This is a genomic window from Pedobacter arcticus A12 (assembly GCF_000302595.1).
Classification (GTDB): Bacteria; Bacteroidota; Bacteroidia; order Sphingobacteriales; family Sphingobacteriaceae; genus Pseudopedobacter; species Pseudopedobacter arcticus.
Genome location: NZ_JH947127.1, coordinates 871,863 through 886,531, shown reverse-complemented (window position 1 = coordinate 886,531; position 14,669 = coordinate 871,863). Strand labels below are relative to the sequence as shown.

Annotated in this window: 16 protein-coding genes and 1 tRNA gene; 8 read left to right on the top strand and 9 right to left on the bottom strand. The window is 36.9% G+C overall.

Annotated elements, in window-relative coordinates; all coding sequences use genetic code 11:
* Window positions 1-46: 46 nt before the first annotated feature.
* A complete protein-coding gene (locus tag B176_RS0115590) occupies window positions 47-1,531 on the bottom strand; it encodes a phytoene desaturase family protein (protein WP_017259760.1) in 1,485 nt (494 codons plus the stop codon).
* An 81-nt stretch (window positions 1,532-1,612) separates the two neighbouring features.
* On the opposite strand from B176_RS0115590, the gene B176_RS0115585 reads away from it, so the two are divergent.
* The 7 genes from B176_RS0115585 to obgE all read left to right on the top strand — a co-directional run bounded on the left by B176_RS0115585 (window position 1,613) and on the right by obgE (window position 6,379).
* On the top strand, window positions 1,613-2,461 hold the full coding sequence (locus B176_RS0115585; protein WP_237739841.1) for a phytoene/squalene synthase family protein: 849 nt from the start codon (window positions 1,613-1,615) through the stop codon (window positions 2,459-2,461).
* 39 nt (window positions 2,462-2,500) lie between these two features.
* The gene (locus B176_RS0115580) at window positions 2,501-3,025 is read left to right on the top strand and encodes a hypothetical protein (protein WP_017259758.1); all 525 of its coding nucleotides are present in this window, start codon (window positions 2,501-2,503) and stop codon (window positions 3,023-3,025) included.
* Window positions 3,026-3,718 (top strand): lycopene cyclase domain-containing protein, encoded by a 693-nt coding sequence (locus tag B176_RS0115575; protein WP_017259757.1) that lies wholly within the window; start codon window positions 3,026-3,028, stop codon window positions 3,716-3,718.
* Window positions 3,699-3,941, top strand: a complete 243-nt coding sequence (locus tag B176_RS0115570) for a cytochrome b5 domain-containing protein (RefSeq protein ID WP_017259756.1) — start codon at window positions 3,699-3,701, stop codon at window positions 3,939-3,941. The genes B176_RS0115575 and B176_RS0115570 overlap by 20 nt, the downstream gene beginning before the upstream one ends.
* A gap of 366 nt (window positions 3,942-4,307) precedes the next feature.
* Window positions 4,308-4,384: transfer RNA gene (locus B176_RS0115565), tRNA-Arg, on the top strand.
* Window positions 4,385-4,445: 61 nt separating this feature from the next.
* A complete protein-coding gene (locus tag B176_RS0115560; protein WP_017259755.1) occupies window positions 4,446-5,018 on the top strand; it encodes an adenylate kinase in 573 nt (190 codons plus the stop codon).
* A gap of 362 nt (window positions 5,019-5,380) precedes the next feature.
* Window positions 5,381-6,379, top strand: a complete 999-nt coding sequence (obgE, locus tag B176_RS0115555; RefSeq protein WP_017259754.1) for a GTPase ObgE — start codon at window positions 5,381-5,383, stop codon at window positions 6,377-6,379.
* Between the two features lie 81 nt (window positions 6,380-6,460).
* On the opposite strand, the gene B176_RS19735 is transcribed toward obgE, so the two are convergent.
* Genes B176_RS19735 through B176_RS0115540 form a run of 3 tightly spaced genes read right to left on the bottom strand, consistent with a single transcriptional unit; the run spans window position 6,461 to window position 8,142 of the window.
* Entirely contained in the window at window positions 6,461-6,922 is a 462-nt protein-coding gene (locus B176_RS19735; RefSeq protein WP_017259753.1) for a DUF7689 domain-containing protein, read from the bottom strand.
* Between the two features lie 6 nt (window positions 6,923-6,928).
* Window positions 6,929-7,396 (bottom strand): hypothetical protein, encoded by a 468-nt coding sequence (locus B176_RS0115545; protein ID WP_017259752.1) that lies wholly within the window; start codon window positions 7,394-7,396, stop codon window positions 6,929-6,931.
* A complete protein-coding gene (locus tag B176_RS0115540) occupies window positions 7,393-8,142 on the bottom strand; it encodes a TIGR04255 family protein (protein ID WP_017259751.1) in 750 nt (249 codons plus the stop codon). The genes B176_RS0115545 and B176_RS0115540 overlap by 4 nt, the downstream gene beginning before the upstream one ends.
* Before the next feature lie 153 nt (window positions 8,143-8,295).
* Between B176_RS0115540 and ahcY the strand changes: the two genes are divergently transcribed.
* Complete coding sequence (gene ahcY / locus B176_RS0115535; protein ID WP_017259750.1) at window positions 8,296-9,612, top strand: adenosylhomocysteinase; 1,317 nt, start codon at window positions 8,296-8,298, stop codon at window positions 9,610-9,612.
* 244 nt (window positions 9,613-9,856) lie between these two features.
* Here the strand turns inward: ahcY and lhgO are convergent, their stop codons facing one another.
* The 5 genes from lhgO to B176_RS0115505 all read right to left on the bottom strand — a co-directional run bounded on the left by lhgO (window position 9,857) and on the right by B176_RS0115505 (window position 14,608).
* The gene (gene lhgO, locus B176_RS0115525; RefSeq protein WP_017259748.1) at window positions 9,857-11,077 is read right to left on the bottom strand and encodes an L-2-hydroxyglutarate oxidase; all 1,221 of its coding nucleotides are present in this window, start codon (window positions 11,075-11,077) and stop codon (window positions 9,857-9,859) included.
* Window positions 11,078-11,237: 160 nt separating this feature from the next.
* Complete coding sequence (locus B176_RS19730) at window positions 11,238-12,218, bottom strand: ABC transporter ATP-binding protein (RefSeq protein ID WP_017259747.1); 981 nt, start codon at window positions 12,216-12,218, stop codon at window positions 11,238-11,240.
* Between the two features lie 246 nt (window positions 12,219-12,464).
* Window positions 12,465-13,283 carry an outer membrane beta-barrel protein gene (locus tag B176_RS0115515; RefSeq protein WP_017259746.1) on the bottom strand — a complete coding sequence of 273 codons (819 nt, stop codon included), beginning with the start codon at window positions 13,281-13,283 and terminating at the stop codon, window positions 12,465-12,467.
* Between the two features lie 10 nt (window positions 13,284-13,293).
* Window positions 13,294-14,055, bottom strand: coding sequence for a hypothetical protein (locus tag B176_RS0115510; protein WP_154648003.1), 762 nt, complete (start codon window positions 14,053-14,055; stop codon window positions 13,294-13,296).
* The gene (locus B176_RS0115505) at window positions 14,036-14,608 is read right to left on the bottom strand and encodes an RNA polymerase sigma factor (protein ID WP_017259744.1); all 573 of its coding nucleotides are present in this window, start codon (window positions 14,606-14,608) and stop codon (window positions 14,036-14,038) included. The genes B176_RS0115510 and B176_RS0115505 overlap by 20 nt, the downstream gene beginning before the upstream one ends.
* Window positions 14,609-14,669: the final 61 nt, after the last annotated feature.

The window sequence follows — 14,669 nt, the reverse complement described above, 5'->3', positions numbered from 1 at the left end:
AATTAGGCTTTCGATTTAAGCTTTTTATATTAAGCTTTCAACCTTTTTATATTTTCCTTAACAAAATATCCACTTCCTTTGCTACCACCTGTCCGGATATAATTGCCGGAGGAACGCCTGGACCGGGAACTGTTAGCTGACCAGTAAACAACAGGTTCTTAATCTTTTTGGCTCTCATCGCTGGTTTAAAAAATGCCGTTTGCGCCAGTGTGTTTGCTAAACCGTAGGCGTTTCCTTTGTAAGAGTGATAATCCTTAGTAAAATCCTGCATGGCGTAACCTCGTTTTACAAGTTCGTGTCCACGGATGGTTTGCCCCGTTATTTTTTCAAACCTATCCATCATAATGTTGTAATATTGCTCACGGTATTCTTCGGTATCCTCCAACCCTGGAGCTAGTGGGATCAAGAAAAACAGGTTCTCTTTTCCCTCTGGCGCAGAAGCTAAATCGGTTTTACTTACACATGAAACGTAGAATAATGGTTTTGACGGCCATTGTGGTGTTGTGTAAATTTCTTTAGCATGCTGATCTAGATCTTCATCAAAAAATAGGTTATGATGTTGGATGCCGTCAATTTTCTTATCTAAACCGATGTAGAAAAGTAAAGAGGAGGGCGACATGGTGCGGCTTTCCCAATATTTTTCATCGTAGTTTCTGTATTTTTTCTCGATGAGATTTTGCTCTATAAAATGGTAATCGCCGGCAGCAACCACAAAATCTGTTTCATAATCTCCGTTATTGGTAATCAGTTTTTTAGCGATACCATTCTCAATGTCAATCTTCTGCACTTCAGTGTTTAACACGATTTTTACGCCGTTATCAGTTGCAATTTTGGTCATCGCTTTTACAATCTCGTACATGCCGCCCATGGGGTACCAAGTGCCCATGGCTAAATCTGCATGGTTCATTAAGCTGTACATTGCCGGTATTTTTTGCGCCGTTGCACCCAAAAATAAAACAGGGAACTCTAAAAGTTGAATCAGTTTGGTGTTGGTGAAATACTGGCGTACATGTTTTGCCATCGGTTTAAGCATGTGGATGCGCAAACTTTCGAGCATCATTTTTAAATCGATGAATTCGCCTAAATGGTGAGATGGCCGAAAAACGTAATCGCCCATGGCACTTTTATATTTATAGGCAGCTTGGTCCATAAACTTCCGCAACCCAACAGAACTTCCAGCTTCGTAATTTTCGAAGAGCGCTTCCAAATCCTGCATGTTTGCAGGTATATCCATAAAATCATCCGCACCAAAATAAACTCGATAACCTGGGTCTAATCTTTTTAAGTCGTAAAAATCGCTCACTTTCTTTCCGAAAAGAGCAAAATAGTTTTCAAAAATATCGGGCATCCAGTACCAACTAGGGCCCATGTCAAAAGTAAAGCCTTCGCTTTTCCACAATCTTGCCCTGCCACCAGTTTGTTCGTTTTTTTCTACGATAGTTACATCATAACCTTGTTTTGCCAAAATAGCTGAAGCTGCCAGGCCGGAAAATCCAGAACCGATAACATGAATTTGTTTTTTTTGCTGCATATTCACTGATAATTCTAAAATTAGCTATTTTGTTTGGCGCAATTGAAAACAAAAGGAACAAAAAACCGTATTTTAAAAAATATGTCGAAACTATCCATGAATCTTTATAACGAAACTTGTTTCGAGTGCAGCAAAATCATCACCAATAAGTACAGTACTTCCTTTAGTTTGGGTATCAAAGCATTTTCTAAAGAGTTGCAGTATCCAATTTATGCGATTTATGGCTTTGTGAGGTATGCTGATGAGATCGTAGATACCTTTCATGATAAAGATAAAGCATATCTGATTGGTAAGTTTAAAACAGATACTGAAGAAGCTATCGCTCAAAAAATCAGCTTAAATCCGGTTCTGCAGGCTTTTCAGGAGGTGGTAAATAAATATAACATCACTTTTGATTTGATAGAAGCCTTTCTAAAATCTATGGAAATGGATTTGGATAAAACCAGCTATACTGATGATAGCTATCACGAATACATTTATGGATCTGCCGAGGTAGTTGGGTTGATGTGTTTGCGGATTTTTTGTGATGGTGATGAGGAGAAATATCAGGATTTATTACCCCAGGCCAGAAGGTTAGGTGCCGCTTTTCAAAAGATTAACTTTTTAAGGGATATCAAGGCTGATTTTGATGAACGTGGCCGAACGTATTTTCCGGGTGTAGATTTTACCCGTTTTACAGAGCAGGACAAAAAAGATATTGAAGCTGATATTAAAGCCGATTTTGATGATGCATTGTTGGGGATTAAACGATTACCAAAAGGTGCAAAACTAGGTGTTTATATTGCTTATGTTTATTACTTAGAGTTGTTTAAAAAGATTAGAAGTACTTCTTCAGCAACCATCTCCGACCGCAGAATTAGAATTTCCGATTCGCGTAAAATTTATTTGATGGCAGAAGCCTTGCTGAAGAGTAAATTAAACTATGTTTGATTTTAATTCGTTTACCAGAGTGTAAACCACACATTAGAGATGAAGATTATTTTAACCATCATATTTTTTATCGGCTCATTTTATCAATCCAAAGCGATCGATATTAATCAGTTGCGGAAGGATTATATTTTGTCGGTAGATGATAGCGACAAAGCCGATGAACTGTACAAAAAATTAAAGGCAGTGAAGAATCCGGATGCTTTAATACTGGCTTACTTAGGTTCGGTAGAGGCAATTCAAGGTAAACACGCTTGGAATCCTGTAAATAAATTAAGCTACTTAAAAAAGGGTTTTGCAACCATCGATAAAGCAGTAGCCAAAGATCCAAACCAGTTAGAGGTGAGGTTTTTGCGGTTTAGTTTGCAGTATTACGTTCCCGCTTTTTTAGGCTATAGCAAAAATTTAACGGTTGACAAAGACAGAATTGTTGCGCTTGTTAAAAGCAACCACACATCGGAAACAAAGATGGATAAATCGGTTTTTAACACGATTGTGAATTTTATGATTGATAGTGAAAAATGTAATGCGCAGGAAATTGCTGTTTTAAGAAAAGCTTTAGTTTAAATGGATAAAAATTACACTTACCTACTTATTAATTTTTTTACCATTCTTTTTCCACTGATTTTATCTTTCGATAAAAAAGTGGCATTCTATAAAAAGTGGAAATACATTGTGCCTGGGTTGTTGATAGCAGGTGTTTTGTACTTAGCTTGGGATTCTGTTTTCACCCTAAAAAACGTTTGGTCTTTTAACGATGATTATATTTTAGGTATCAAGCTTTTCGGATTGCCGTTAGAGGAAATGCTGTTTTTTGTCACGGTTCCGTTCGCTTGCATTTTTATTTACGAATGCTTGATCTGCTATTTTAAACTAAAAATCAGCGAGAAGCTGGTGAAATATATCAGTTTATTTTTGTTGGCACTGAGCCTGATTCTAGCACTTCTATTTGCCGATCGCTTATATAGTATTATCAACTTTTTAACCTTAGCAGTCGTTTTGCTTTATACATTAACAAAGCCCATTAATTTGGATATGGGCAAGTTTTATGTGGCTTACGCGGTGTCGCTAATTCCGTTTTATATCGTTAACGGCATATTAACAGCCATTCCAATTGTTAGTTATAATAACGCTCAGAATATGGGTTTTAGAGTTGGGACAATTCCTTTTGAGGACCATTTTTATTCGATGTCTTTGATTCTGTTGAATTTACTTTTCTTTGAATATTTTAGAAATAAAGATGGAAAGCGAATTGCCTAAGTACACGAAATCACAGTTGGCTTTACGGAACGGACAAGATAAGCCCCAGATTTGGGTGGCTTATTTAGGGATGATTTACGATGTAACCGAGAGCCGTTTATGGCGAGCAGGTAAACATTATGAGCATTGGGCCGGTCAGGATTTAACCGATGAATTGAAAGATGCGCCGCATACCGAAAAAGTTTTTGAGAAATTTAAGGTGATTGGAGTGGTGAAGGGGTGAAGAGGAAGGATGGAGTTTTGGAATGTTGGAAAGGATAATTTGTCTTGGTTCTTGTGTCTTGTCTCTTGCTTCTAAGTAATTGAAGGAAAGAATGCTTAAATAGTCCAACAAGAAGTTGGTCCTTGCTCCTTAATCTTTTGCTCTTTGTTCTCAAAGCTCGAATTCTGACTGATAGAATGCTTGTGAAATGGAGACTGAGATTTCATTGTTAAGAACAAACCGACGTGATTCTTGCTACTTATATCTTCCTTCTCAAATAGATTTTCACAAAAATTTTGCAATACAAGTTTGAATAGCTACTTTTGCAATCCGATTTAAGGAAAACGCAATGTTTTAAAATTAAAAAGGGCATTAAAATAATAAAATGGACCTGTGGCTCAACTGGATAGAGCACTTGACTACGGATCAGGAGGTTAGGGGTTCGAATCCCTTCAGGTTCACCATTAATTTAAGGTAAAGCCTTTTTGCCAAAGCAAAAAGGCTTTTTAATTTTAATAGAAATATATGCTAAATATCGTTCTCTTCGGCCCTCCAGGTGCTGGCAAAGGCACACAATCTCAAAATTTAATTCAACAATATAACTTGATTCATCTTTCTACAGGTGATATTTTGAGAGGTGAAATCACTAACGGAACTCCGCTTGGCTTAGAAGCAAAAAAGCTAATGGATGAAGGTTTATTGGTTCCAGATGAAGTGGTGATAGGGATGATTTCTAATAAATTGGATCAAAATAAAGATGCTAAAGGATTTATTTTCGACGGTTTTCCACGTACAGTTGCACAGGCGGAAGCGTTGGATCAGTTATTAGTTTCGAAAAATGAAGCCATTTCTGGAATGATTGCCTTAGAAGTTGAAGAAGAAGAATTAGGAAAGCGTTTGTTGTTAAGAGGAAAAGATTCTGGCAGACCAGATGATCAAAATCCTGAAATTATTAAAAAGCGAGTACACGAATACACCACTAAAACTGCTCCGGTTGCTAACTTTTACAAATCACAAAGTAAATTTTATTCGGTTCAAGGAATTGGTAGCATAGAAAATATCTTTTCTGATATTAAAGCAGTAGTAGAAAAGCTTTAATCCAGAAGTTCAATTATTTAGAAACTGCTTAATTAATACGGTTAAGCAGTTTCTTTGTTTTATTGCATTGTTAATTAATATGGATTGTATGTTTTTATGGTCTCCGACTAGCACTGGCTTTGAATATACTTAAATTCGCCCTTGGCATTTGCGGAAGAGGTGAAGAAGGAAAAGCACTTCCATTAATAGCAAATGGCTCAGGCGAGAGTTTTTGTTTACTTTTTTCGGAAAAAAGTAAATGCCGTTGCCCGGCATGAGGGCAGAAAAGACTGTGGGTGAGGGGAAAATAATTTCTTTGTTCGGGTTGTCATTAAAAAACACATAACTCATTAATTAATATCAAATAACATTAAATACACACCATGTCTCAAGGAACAAATTTTGTAGATTATGTAAAAATTTCCTGTAAATCGGGGAAAGGCGGGCCAGGTTCTGCTTATTTACATCGCGATAAAAAAACGAGCATGGGTGGTCCAGCTGGAGGCGATGGTGCCCGCGGCGGACACGTAATTGTTAAAGGCAATGCACAACTTTGGACTTTATTACATCTAAAATTTCGTAAACACGTTTTTGCTGGCGAAGGCGGAGCAGGTGGCGCAACCATGAAAAGTGGTAAAATGGGTCGTGATGAGATTTTGGAAGTTCCATTAGGAACAGTAGCCAAAGATGCCGAAACAGGAGAAATTCTTTTTGAAATTACCGAAGATGGTGAGGAACAAATTTTACTGCCTGGAGGAAAAGGTGGTTTAGGAAATTCGCATTTTAAATCAGCAACCCACCAAACACCACGTTATGCACAACCGGGTATGCCTGGGCAGGAAGCATGGCGTGTTTTAGAATTAAAAGTATTGGCGGATGTTGGTCTGGTAGGTTTTCCGAATGCAGGTAAATCAACTTTACTTTCAGTAATTACAGCGGCAAAACCAGAAATTGGCGACTACCCGTTTACTACAATCGTTCCTAATTTGGGTATCGTTTCTTACCGCGGACATCAGTCGTTTATCATGGCAGATATTCCTGGGATCATCGAAGGTGCATCAGAAGGAAAAGGTTTAGGTTTTAGGTTTTTGCGCCATATTGAGCGTAACGCAGTTCTTTTATTTATGGTTCCGGCTGATACTACTCGGACGATTAAAGAAGAATACGATATTTTACTTTCTGAGCTAACCGCGTTTAATCCAGAATTACTTCAAAAACCGAAGATTATTGCGATTACTAAAACCGATTTATTGGACGACGAGCTTCAAAAAGAGATGACTGCTCAGTTGCCTAAGGATGTACCATCAATATTTATTTCTTCTTTAGCCAACAAAGGTTTGATAGAGCTGAAAGATATGTTGTGGAAAGAGATTAATGGGTAGAAAAGCGAACTAAAGATTTTATCTGTTTTAAGCTTTGTATTGGTGGGATTAATATCCTTTATCATAATAATAAAACGTTCGCTAAAATTTAGCTGACATAAAATATTCGGCCTTACCATAGATGTTGTTTTCTATGGTATATGGAGTACCGTGAATGATGTCGAACCATTGCCCAAGTTTGCTTTTCCATAAACCATCTCGATTTTGTCTAGCTGCATGCGTAAATTCATTATTGCTATCCACGTATAAAGCTATCTTAACAAGGGTGGGGTCAAAATCATAGCCTTCACAAAGTTTGAATCCCTTCATCTCGAACAGTTTTATCAAGGAGCTGATTTCTTTAGTTTTTTCTGTTATAGGCCAAGTAACTACACCATCAATACTTGGGAAAGGCCAATACCAAATATTATTAATTCCACATGCCCAAGCTATGCAATTATATTTTTCATCATCAGGGCTGGTGATTTTAAAATAAGGGTCGTTAGCCAGAGCTGGAAATTCTTTTTCTACAGAGATTCGATTTTCAGGAGAGTCCAATAACATTAACTATCAAGCAATAAGATTGTTTTGAATGCCCCAGTTAACCCAAGCCTTAGAAGCATCTTTGATAGATAACGCTTGATTAGATATTTTTCTGTCTAAAATCATATTTATAGCCCATACGAGCGTACTAGGTCTTTCTTTTAATTCATTTAATAAAAACGGGAGAGCCTTTAGTTTAAATGAAAGAATTTGTTTGAAATTATTATTATCCATAATCTTATGTACGTCAGATAAAACCAAAGTCTCGTTTTTCCACTTTTTAACAAGAGTTTTTAGCTGATTTTCAAGGTAATTATTGTCATAATCCATGGAGCTTAGGTTTTCTTGGAATAACTTTGGATTTACGTCTGATATAATTAGATTGTTCTTTATATCTTTTTCATTAAAAACGATATCGGTTTTGTCATAATGAAAAGTACTAGACGAAATTCCGACAATGAGAGGTATCATTGTTAAAGACTTCTGTAAAATCATAATAAAGAGTTAATAGCTTTGTCGGTCAAATTATTAAAAAAAGTTTGATTTTTCAATTCTCTAAGGCGGTCAAATTTGCTCCATAGTTCGGTTTCTGAGAAATTTTTTATTGAGATAACGTCAATGTCGAACATATATATGGTTTTGTTATCAATGGGAGGCTCGAATCCTTGAACAACATGGATTTGTATATCTTCTCCATTTAAAACTGTATTGTACTTAAAAAGAAACGAATTTACTGGAGCCGGAATAACGTTTTCATCAGCGTAAATAGTTGTTTTAAAATAATCAGCGGGATTTTCTAGATTGAGAATTTCAAAATGATTAATAAATCTAGTGGACGCCCTTAATAAAGAATAATCATTTTTTAAGACAGATGCTGAATATTGACCCCATAAACTTCTAAAAAGCGATATATGATCCTCCCAAGATTCATATGAATTGTTAATGTTTAATATGAAACCATCTTTACTTAGCGATAAAACTTTTGTTTTGTCACTGGAAAAATAGCGAATCTGATTTATTTCTTGACCCGTGATATTGAAACTAGTCTCGCCATTTGGCAAATCATTTATTTCGATATTTTTATTAATGTTGTTTTGAACGATAGGAAATAAGCTCTTAAAATAATTGTTGAACTCTTCCAAAGATGGAGGAAAGACTTGGGACTCGTTTTTAAACCTAATTTCAAAAATAGCAACTTTAATAGGCGGATTTGTTAAAATAGGAAATTTTTGTTCAGCCATTGATTTCAAAAGTATGAAAATTAATTCCAATTATAACGAATTTTAGATATCCAACAATAAATAAATATAATTATTCTTAACATTCTCTTTACCATAACCATTTGAATTTCATAGTGCTATTAATTACCTTTGCAGCTCACTAAATAATTAACTATGTCATCAGTAGAGACAAAATACGTTCCTTATAAAGTTAAGGACATTTCCCTTGCAGAATGGGGAAGGAAAGAAATTGAACTAGCCGAAGCAGAAATGCCCGGTTTAATGGCTCTTAGAGAAGAGTTTGGCGCTAGCCAACCACTTAAAGGAGCTAGAATTGCAGGTTGTTTACACATGACCATCCAAACTGCAGTTTTAATTGAAACATTGGTTGCTTTAGGCGCCGATGTAACTTGGTCTTCATGTAATATTTTTTCCACTCAAGATCACGCTGCTGCTGCAATTGCTGCTGCTGGTATTCCAGTTTATGCTTGGAAAGGCTTAAACGAAGAGGAATTTGATTGGTGTATTGAACAAACTTTGTTTTTCGGTGAAAACCGCGAACCATTAAACATGATTTTAGACGATGGTGGTGATTTAACCAACATGGTTTTAGATAGATATCCAGAATTAGCAGCTGGAATTAAAGGTATTTCTGAAGAAACAACTACTGGTGTTCTTCGTTTACACGACCGTGTGAAAAAGGGAACTTTACCAATGCCTGCAATCAACATTAACGATTCGGTTACTAAATCTAAATTTGATAACAAATACGGTTGTCGCGAGTCACTGGTTGATGCAATTCGCAGAGCAACTGACGTAATGATGGCTGGTAAGGTAGGTGTTGTTTGTGGTTACGGTGATGTGGGTAAAGGTTCTGCAGAATCTTTAGCAAGAGCTGGTGTACGCGTAATCGTTACAGAAATTGACCCAATTTGTGCTTTACAAGCTGCAATGGAAGGGTACGAAGTTAAAAAACTAACTACTGCAATTAAAGAAGCAGACATCGTTGTTACGGCAACTGGTAATAAAGATATTGTTACTGGAAAGCATTTCGAAGCATTGAAAGACAAAGCTATTGTTTGTAACATCGGTCACTTTGATAACGAAATTGATATGGCTTGGTTAAACAAAAACCATGGTGCATCAAAAATCGAAATTAAACCACAGGTAGATAAATATACCATCAACGGAAACGATGTAATCGTATTAGCTGAGGGGCGTTTAGTGAATTTAGGTTGTGCAACTGGTCACCCATCATTTGTAATGTCTAACTCATTTACTAACCAAACTTTAGCTCAGTTGGAGTTATGGACGAATTCAGGAGCTTATGAAAATAAGGTTTATGTATTGCCAAAAACTTTAGATGAAAAAGTTGCTCGTTTACACTTAGCTAAAATTGGTGTTGAATTAGAAGAATTATCTTCTGACCAGGCTGATTATATCGGAGTAACTGTCGAAGGTCCTTTCAAATCTGATGCTTACCGTTATTAAGTAGTAGGATCTTTAGTATCAAGTATCAAGATACCGCTCTGAATTTCAGGGCGGTTTTTTTTATTTTTATTTGTCAGAAATTGATAATTATTTGGGCATTTTAACACGCTGTCCGTTATGTCTTTTTTTGCCATCCTGAGCCGAGTCGAAGGAAAAAAAAAGGATGTCACTGCTATCGTTAACGCGACTTATAAGAACGAAACATTGCTCATTAAGCCTAAATGGGAAACGAATTGAACTCGCGTTATTTACTAAAAAAGTGTTTCTCTGCTTTTTCGGCAATTTGCCCTCCAATAGCAAGTGAAGCCGTAGCTGCCGGAGAAGGTGCGTTAAGCACATGAATAGAATGATTATGATATTCAATTCTAAAATCATCTCTTGTGTCTCCGTCTTGTCCTAACAATAATGCTCTTACACCAGAACCGCCTGGTTTTAAGTCTTCCATCGTTAAAGACGGAATTAAACCTTGCAACGTTTTAAGGAATAATTTTTTAGAGAATGCCCGGCGGTATTCATCAATTCCAAATTTCATATTCTTAAAAAATAATTTCCAAGTACCTGCATAAGTCAATGCGTCATACGTATCTTTCAAGTCAAAATCAAGCTTGCCATATCCTTCGCGTTTAAACGTAAAAACTGCGTTGGGTCCGCATTCAATATGACCGTTGGTCATCCTTGTAAAATGAACGCCAAGGAACGGGAAATCTGGGTTAGGAACAGGATAAATCAGGTTTTTAACTTTATGTTTCGCTTGGTCGGTAAGTTCGTAATAGTCTCCACGGAAACCTACTACCTGTTCTTTTAAATCAAGTCCATCTTTGCGGGCTAATCTATCAGCTTGCAATCCAGCACAAAAAATTAAGTGTTTGGCTTTGAATTTTTGCGTTGCTCCAATTACCGTAGAATAGCTATCGTTACTTTCAATATCCACAATCTCTTCGCCTAAAATAGTTTTAGAATTGGTGTTTATTCCCAAGGCATTAGCAATCATCTTTTCAGTTGCATCGCGATAGTCGATAATTCCTGTACAAGGGACTAAAATCCCTGCCACACCTTCTACAAAAGGTTCATGCTCTTTAATTTGATTAGCGTCAATCTTTTCAATCCCTTCAATTTTGTTCTCTAAGCCAATGTTAAAGATTTTATCAAGATAAGGGAGTTCGTCTTTTTTGGTAGCCACCACCACTTTTCCGCAAACATCATGAGGCACCTTGTTCGCTTTAGCAAATTCAACTAATTCGTGTCGGCCTTTCACACAATTCTCCGCTTTTAAAGAACCCGGTTTGTAATATAAACCAGAATGAATTACTCCAGAGTTGTTTCCGGTTTGGTGATCCGCAAATTGCTTTTCCTTTTCAATAAGGATAATATTTAGTTCTGGGTTTCTTTTCTGAAGTTTATAGAATGTAGCAGCACCGACAATTCCTCCGCCAATAATTGCTACGTCAAATGTTTGATTTTCCACGAGATTATTTTTTTGCAAAAATAGTGATTAGTTAGATAAGAGCGTCTTTTTTAAAGTATAAAAAGACCTTATTTAAAGTAGGCTATTTATTATTTATAGTAAAGAAATAGTTTGGTGTTGAATAGAATCTACGGAAAATGACGTAGTCGGCGTGAATTAATTAGCTTTCTAGCTCCTCATAATTCAAAATATCGAAGTACACTTTTTCGCCGGTTACAAAGGGAATAAACTCTGGGTCGTGAACTAAGATAATTTTGCTTTCAACAACCAGTTCAACTTCTTGGTAAGCACCGCAAAAATGGGTCGATTTAATTACTGCATTCGCCATTCCGTTAGTGTAAGACAAACCAATTTGGTGCGGATATACAGCAAATTCAACTCCCTGTCTGGGTAAAAAACTTAGATTCTTTAAAAGATTTGCTTTACCTAACAAATTGGCAACATAGGCTTTTTGCGGATGCAAGTATAGCTCGCGGGGATTTCCTTGTCGTACAATTTTTCCGTTTCTCACAATAATAAGCTGGTCCGATAATGCTAAACCATCCGTGGGGTCGTGAGAAACCATAATTACTGTGATTTTTAAAAACTTAGAAAGCCTTTCGATATCATCTCTTAACTGACGTTTTAAAATACTATCAATCTGGCTAAAGGGTTCATCCAACAAAAGTACTTTTGGTTCGGTAATTACCGCTCGGGCAATAGCCACACGTTGCTGTTCGCCACCACTTAATTCCACAATTTTCTTTTCTGCCAAGTGGTCAATCCTTAAAAACTCCATGGTTTGTAAGGTAAGCTCACTTTTAGCCTGTAAATCAGTATTGGATAGTTGCGATGCGATATTATCGAAAACCTTAGCGTAGAGGTTTAAGGTGACTTCCTGCGTTACCATCTTCATCTCATCATGCCCCGGAATCAGTTTTTCCGTTGGACCTTTGATTTTTTCGCCATTAAATAAAACTTTACCTTCCTGCGGTGTAAGGTAGCCGTAAATCAATTTCAGCAAGGTGGTTTTACCACAGCCGCTTTCGCCAATGATGGTCACAATTTCTCCTTGCTCAATATTTAAGCTTACGCCCGATATCCCAGAAGGAACACCTTCTAAAAAATTTTTGCTTACATTTTTTAGTTGAATTAGCGACATTTCTGTTTTTTTTGATGGGGCGTAAAGATAAAAAAAATTGATGGATGAGCGTCCTTTGTTAAGGAAGTAAAAAGTTGAAAGTGAAAAGTGAAAAGTTTTGGACGACAACTTATATTTTGTACGCTGTTAAAGATTTGCGCCCTGTGGTTAGGCTTAGACTCCGCTCAGCCTTGACAGAAGCGATATAAACGAAGAAGCCTCGGAGCTTTTTGAAGTCCGAGGCTTAAATAAACTATGTTTTCCTACTTAAAACCCGAGAGTTAATCCAAAATTTAAATTCTTATAATCCGCTGGTCCTTGCCCTTTAGCAAAAACATCATTCATGTAGTATTTAAAAAATAAGCCGGCTCCGCCGTAACCAATTCTAATGTTTGCGCCGTAACGGAAAGGTTCTAGGTTAAAATCATCCTTAAATTTTTCTTTCCCGTTTTCTTTACTCACCTGCTTAACTTTCCCATCTAGCAGAAACCCTATCTCCGGTCCAAAAACTACCGAAGCTCTTTTGCCTTTTTTGTTCTCTGGTGAGCGATATTCAAAATATAAAGGAACTCTTAAATAACGGCTCGAAAACCTGTTTTTTGAATACTTGATAGCTTCCTGCGTTATCGTAAGTGCTGGTTGTTCGGCTTCTATAGTCACATTTTGTTTCAAACGCATGTGGTTCCAATCTAAACCAGCGGCCAACATTACTTTAACATTAGGACTAAATCTTAAGCCCAACTGTAGTACATCAAAGCCAATGTTGCTGGTTTTCCAGGTGTCGGTTTCTAAAGCATAACCGTTAGGTGCGCCAAACTCAGAGCCGGTATGGTACATACTTAAACCGATGTCAAAATGTTCGAAAGTTAAGCCGTACGTTAAGTTAGGGTAGGTAACAGGTTTTTTAACTTTTTTACTACTGTCGCGTTCGCCAACACTTACTTTCACTGGCCCAGCTTCAATGGTCACATGTGTGCGGTTTCCTTTTTTAATTGTAATACTATCAGTCTTAACGCTGTCTGTGGTTTGTGCAGATGCTAATTGTGCCATGCAAATAACAATAGCTATTAAATATATTTTCTTCATGTTGCTGTATTTAGTCTAGTTTGTTGAATTTAAAAAGCCCTAAGTTTATCCCAGTTATTTCATTATCGCTTTCGTCAGTTTTGCTCATTGTGATGATTTTATCGTCTCTCTTATCTACTTTAGCAACTACAAAGTTTACTAAATCTCCCATTGATGATATTTTATTTTTTTTTGCTGGGTTAGGTTTATCCGCTGCACTTGCAATAAACGTGTGCTGATTGTCATCTAACATTATAGCTTCGTTTTTCTTTAAATTTATAATTTCTTCCGCTGTCAAAAGTTGCTCAGCTACAAGCTTTGGGCGCAGAGCTTTTGGGCTTTTTACAGCCACTATCTCCGCTGTTAACGGTTCATCTGCTACAGTCCGCTCATTATTTGCTACAGTTCCAACAGCAATTTTGTCCTTAGCTAAATTATCACCAACGGTGGTTGTTGTCACCGACTTTTTCACTGGATCAACAACAATCTCTGTCTCTGTCTCACTGTTATTTACGCTGGTTTTTTGTTCCTTAACCAAATTTGCAATCATCTCGGTTTCTTTATCAGGGTGCAGTTTAATAACCTCCGTAGGCTTGGTGAATAAGCCAATTCCGAACCCTAATACAATAACTATGCTAGCCGCAGCCATCCAAAAAACCGGAAAGCTTTTTCGCGATTTTGAGTTGATTTGTTCACTTATTTTTGTCCAGCTATCTGCCGTTGGCGTAATTTCATAATCTTCTAAAGAAGATTTAAAAAACGCATCAAAATCTTTATCCAACATTGGCTTCATTTTTATATCCTTCTAATTTCAAAACTTGTTCTTTTAATATTGCTCTGGCTCTCGATAGTTGCGACTTGCTTGCGCCTTCCGTAATTCCTAAAGTTTGTGCAATTTCTTTGTGTGAATAACCTTCAATAGCGTACATGTTAAACACCAAGCGGTAACCGTTACTTAAATTCTGAATCAATCGCATTAAATCTTTGACATTTATACTGCTCATATCAAAATTTACGCTGGCTTGGTGGTCATGTGTTTCGTCAATATCAACCACATTAAGATTACGTAAGTTTTTACGATAGAACTCTATGGACGTATGCACCATTATCCTCCGCATCCATCCTTCAAAAGAACCTTCACCTCTATAGTCTGCCAGCTTTCTAAACACCTTTATAAATCCTGTCTGCATCATATCCTCCGCCTCAAACTGATCCTTTGCGTAGCGCATACAAATCCCCAGCATTTTGGTACTTGTTGTTTTGTACAGCAACTCTTGGCTTTGCCGGTCACCATTTTGGCATCCTAAAGCTAGTTCTTCTAAAGTGTACTTATGTTCCAAATTCATGTAAGGTTCTATATGTAAGATGGGTTATTTTAGCAAAAGGTTGCATAACTCCTCAGCTTTT

Coding starts and splice junctions, on each gene's coding strand:
- B176_RS0115590 (WP_017259760.1), bottom strand. CDS start 1,531: ATGCAGCAAAAAAAACAAATTCATGTTATCGGTTCTGGATTTTCCGGC.
- B176_RS0115540 (WP_017259751.1), bottom strand. CDS start 8,142: ATGGCTGAACAAAAATTTCCTATTTTAACAAATCCGCCTATTAAAGTT.
- B176_RS0115510 (WP_154648003.1), bottom strand. CDS start 14,055: ATGAAGCCAATGTTGGATAAAGATTTTGATGCGTTTTTTAAATCTTCT.
- B176_RS0115505 (WP_017259744.1), bottom strand. CDS start 14,608: ATGAATTTGGAACATAAGTACACTTTAGAAGAACTAGCTTTAGGATGC.
- B176_RS0115560 (WP_017259755.1), top strand. CDS start 4,446: ATGCTAAATATCGTTCTCTTCGGCCCTCCAGGTGCTGGCAAAGGCACA.
- B176_RS19735 (WP_017259753.1), bottom strand. CDS start 6,922: ATGTTATTGGACTCTCCTGAAAATCGAATCTCTGTAGAAAAAGAATTT.
- B176_RS0115580 (WP_017259758.1), top strand. CDS start 2,501: ATGAAGATTATTTTAACCATCATATTTTTTATCGGCTCATTTTATCAA.
- ahcY (WP_017259750.1), top strand. CDS start 8,296: ATGTCATCAGTAGAGACAAAATACGTTCCTTATAAAGTTAAGGACATT.
- B176_RS0115570 (WP_017259756.1), top strand. CDS start 3,699: ATGGAAAGCGAATTGCCTAAGTACACGAAATCACAGTTGGCTTTACGG.
- B176_RS0115545 (WP_017259752.1), bottom strand. CDS start 7,396: ATGATTTTACAGAAGTCTTTAACAATGATACCTCTCATTGTCGGAATT.
- B176_RS0115575 (WP_017259757.1), top strand. CDS start 3,026: ATGGATAAAAATTACACTTACCTACTTATTAATTTTTTTACCATTCTT.
- B176_RS0115515 (WP_017259746.1), bottom strand. CDS start 13,283: ATGAAGAAAATATATTTAATAGCTATTGTTATTTGCATGGCACAATTA.
- obgE (WP_017259754.1), top strand. CDS start 5,381: ATGTCTCAAGGAACAAATTTTGTAGATTATGTAAAAATTTCCTGTAAA.
- B176_RS19730 (WP_017259747.1), bottom strand. CDS start 12,218: ATGTCGCTAATTCAACTAAAAAATGTAAGCAAAAATTTTTTAGAAGGT.
- B176_RS0115585 (WP_237739841.1), top strand. CDS start 1,613: ATGTCGAAACTATCCATGAATCTTTATAACGAAACTTGTTTCGAGTGC.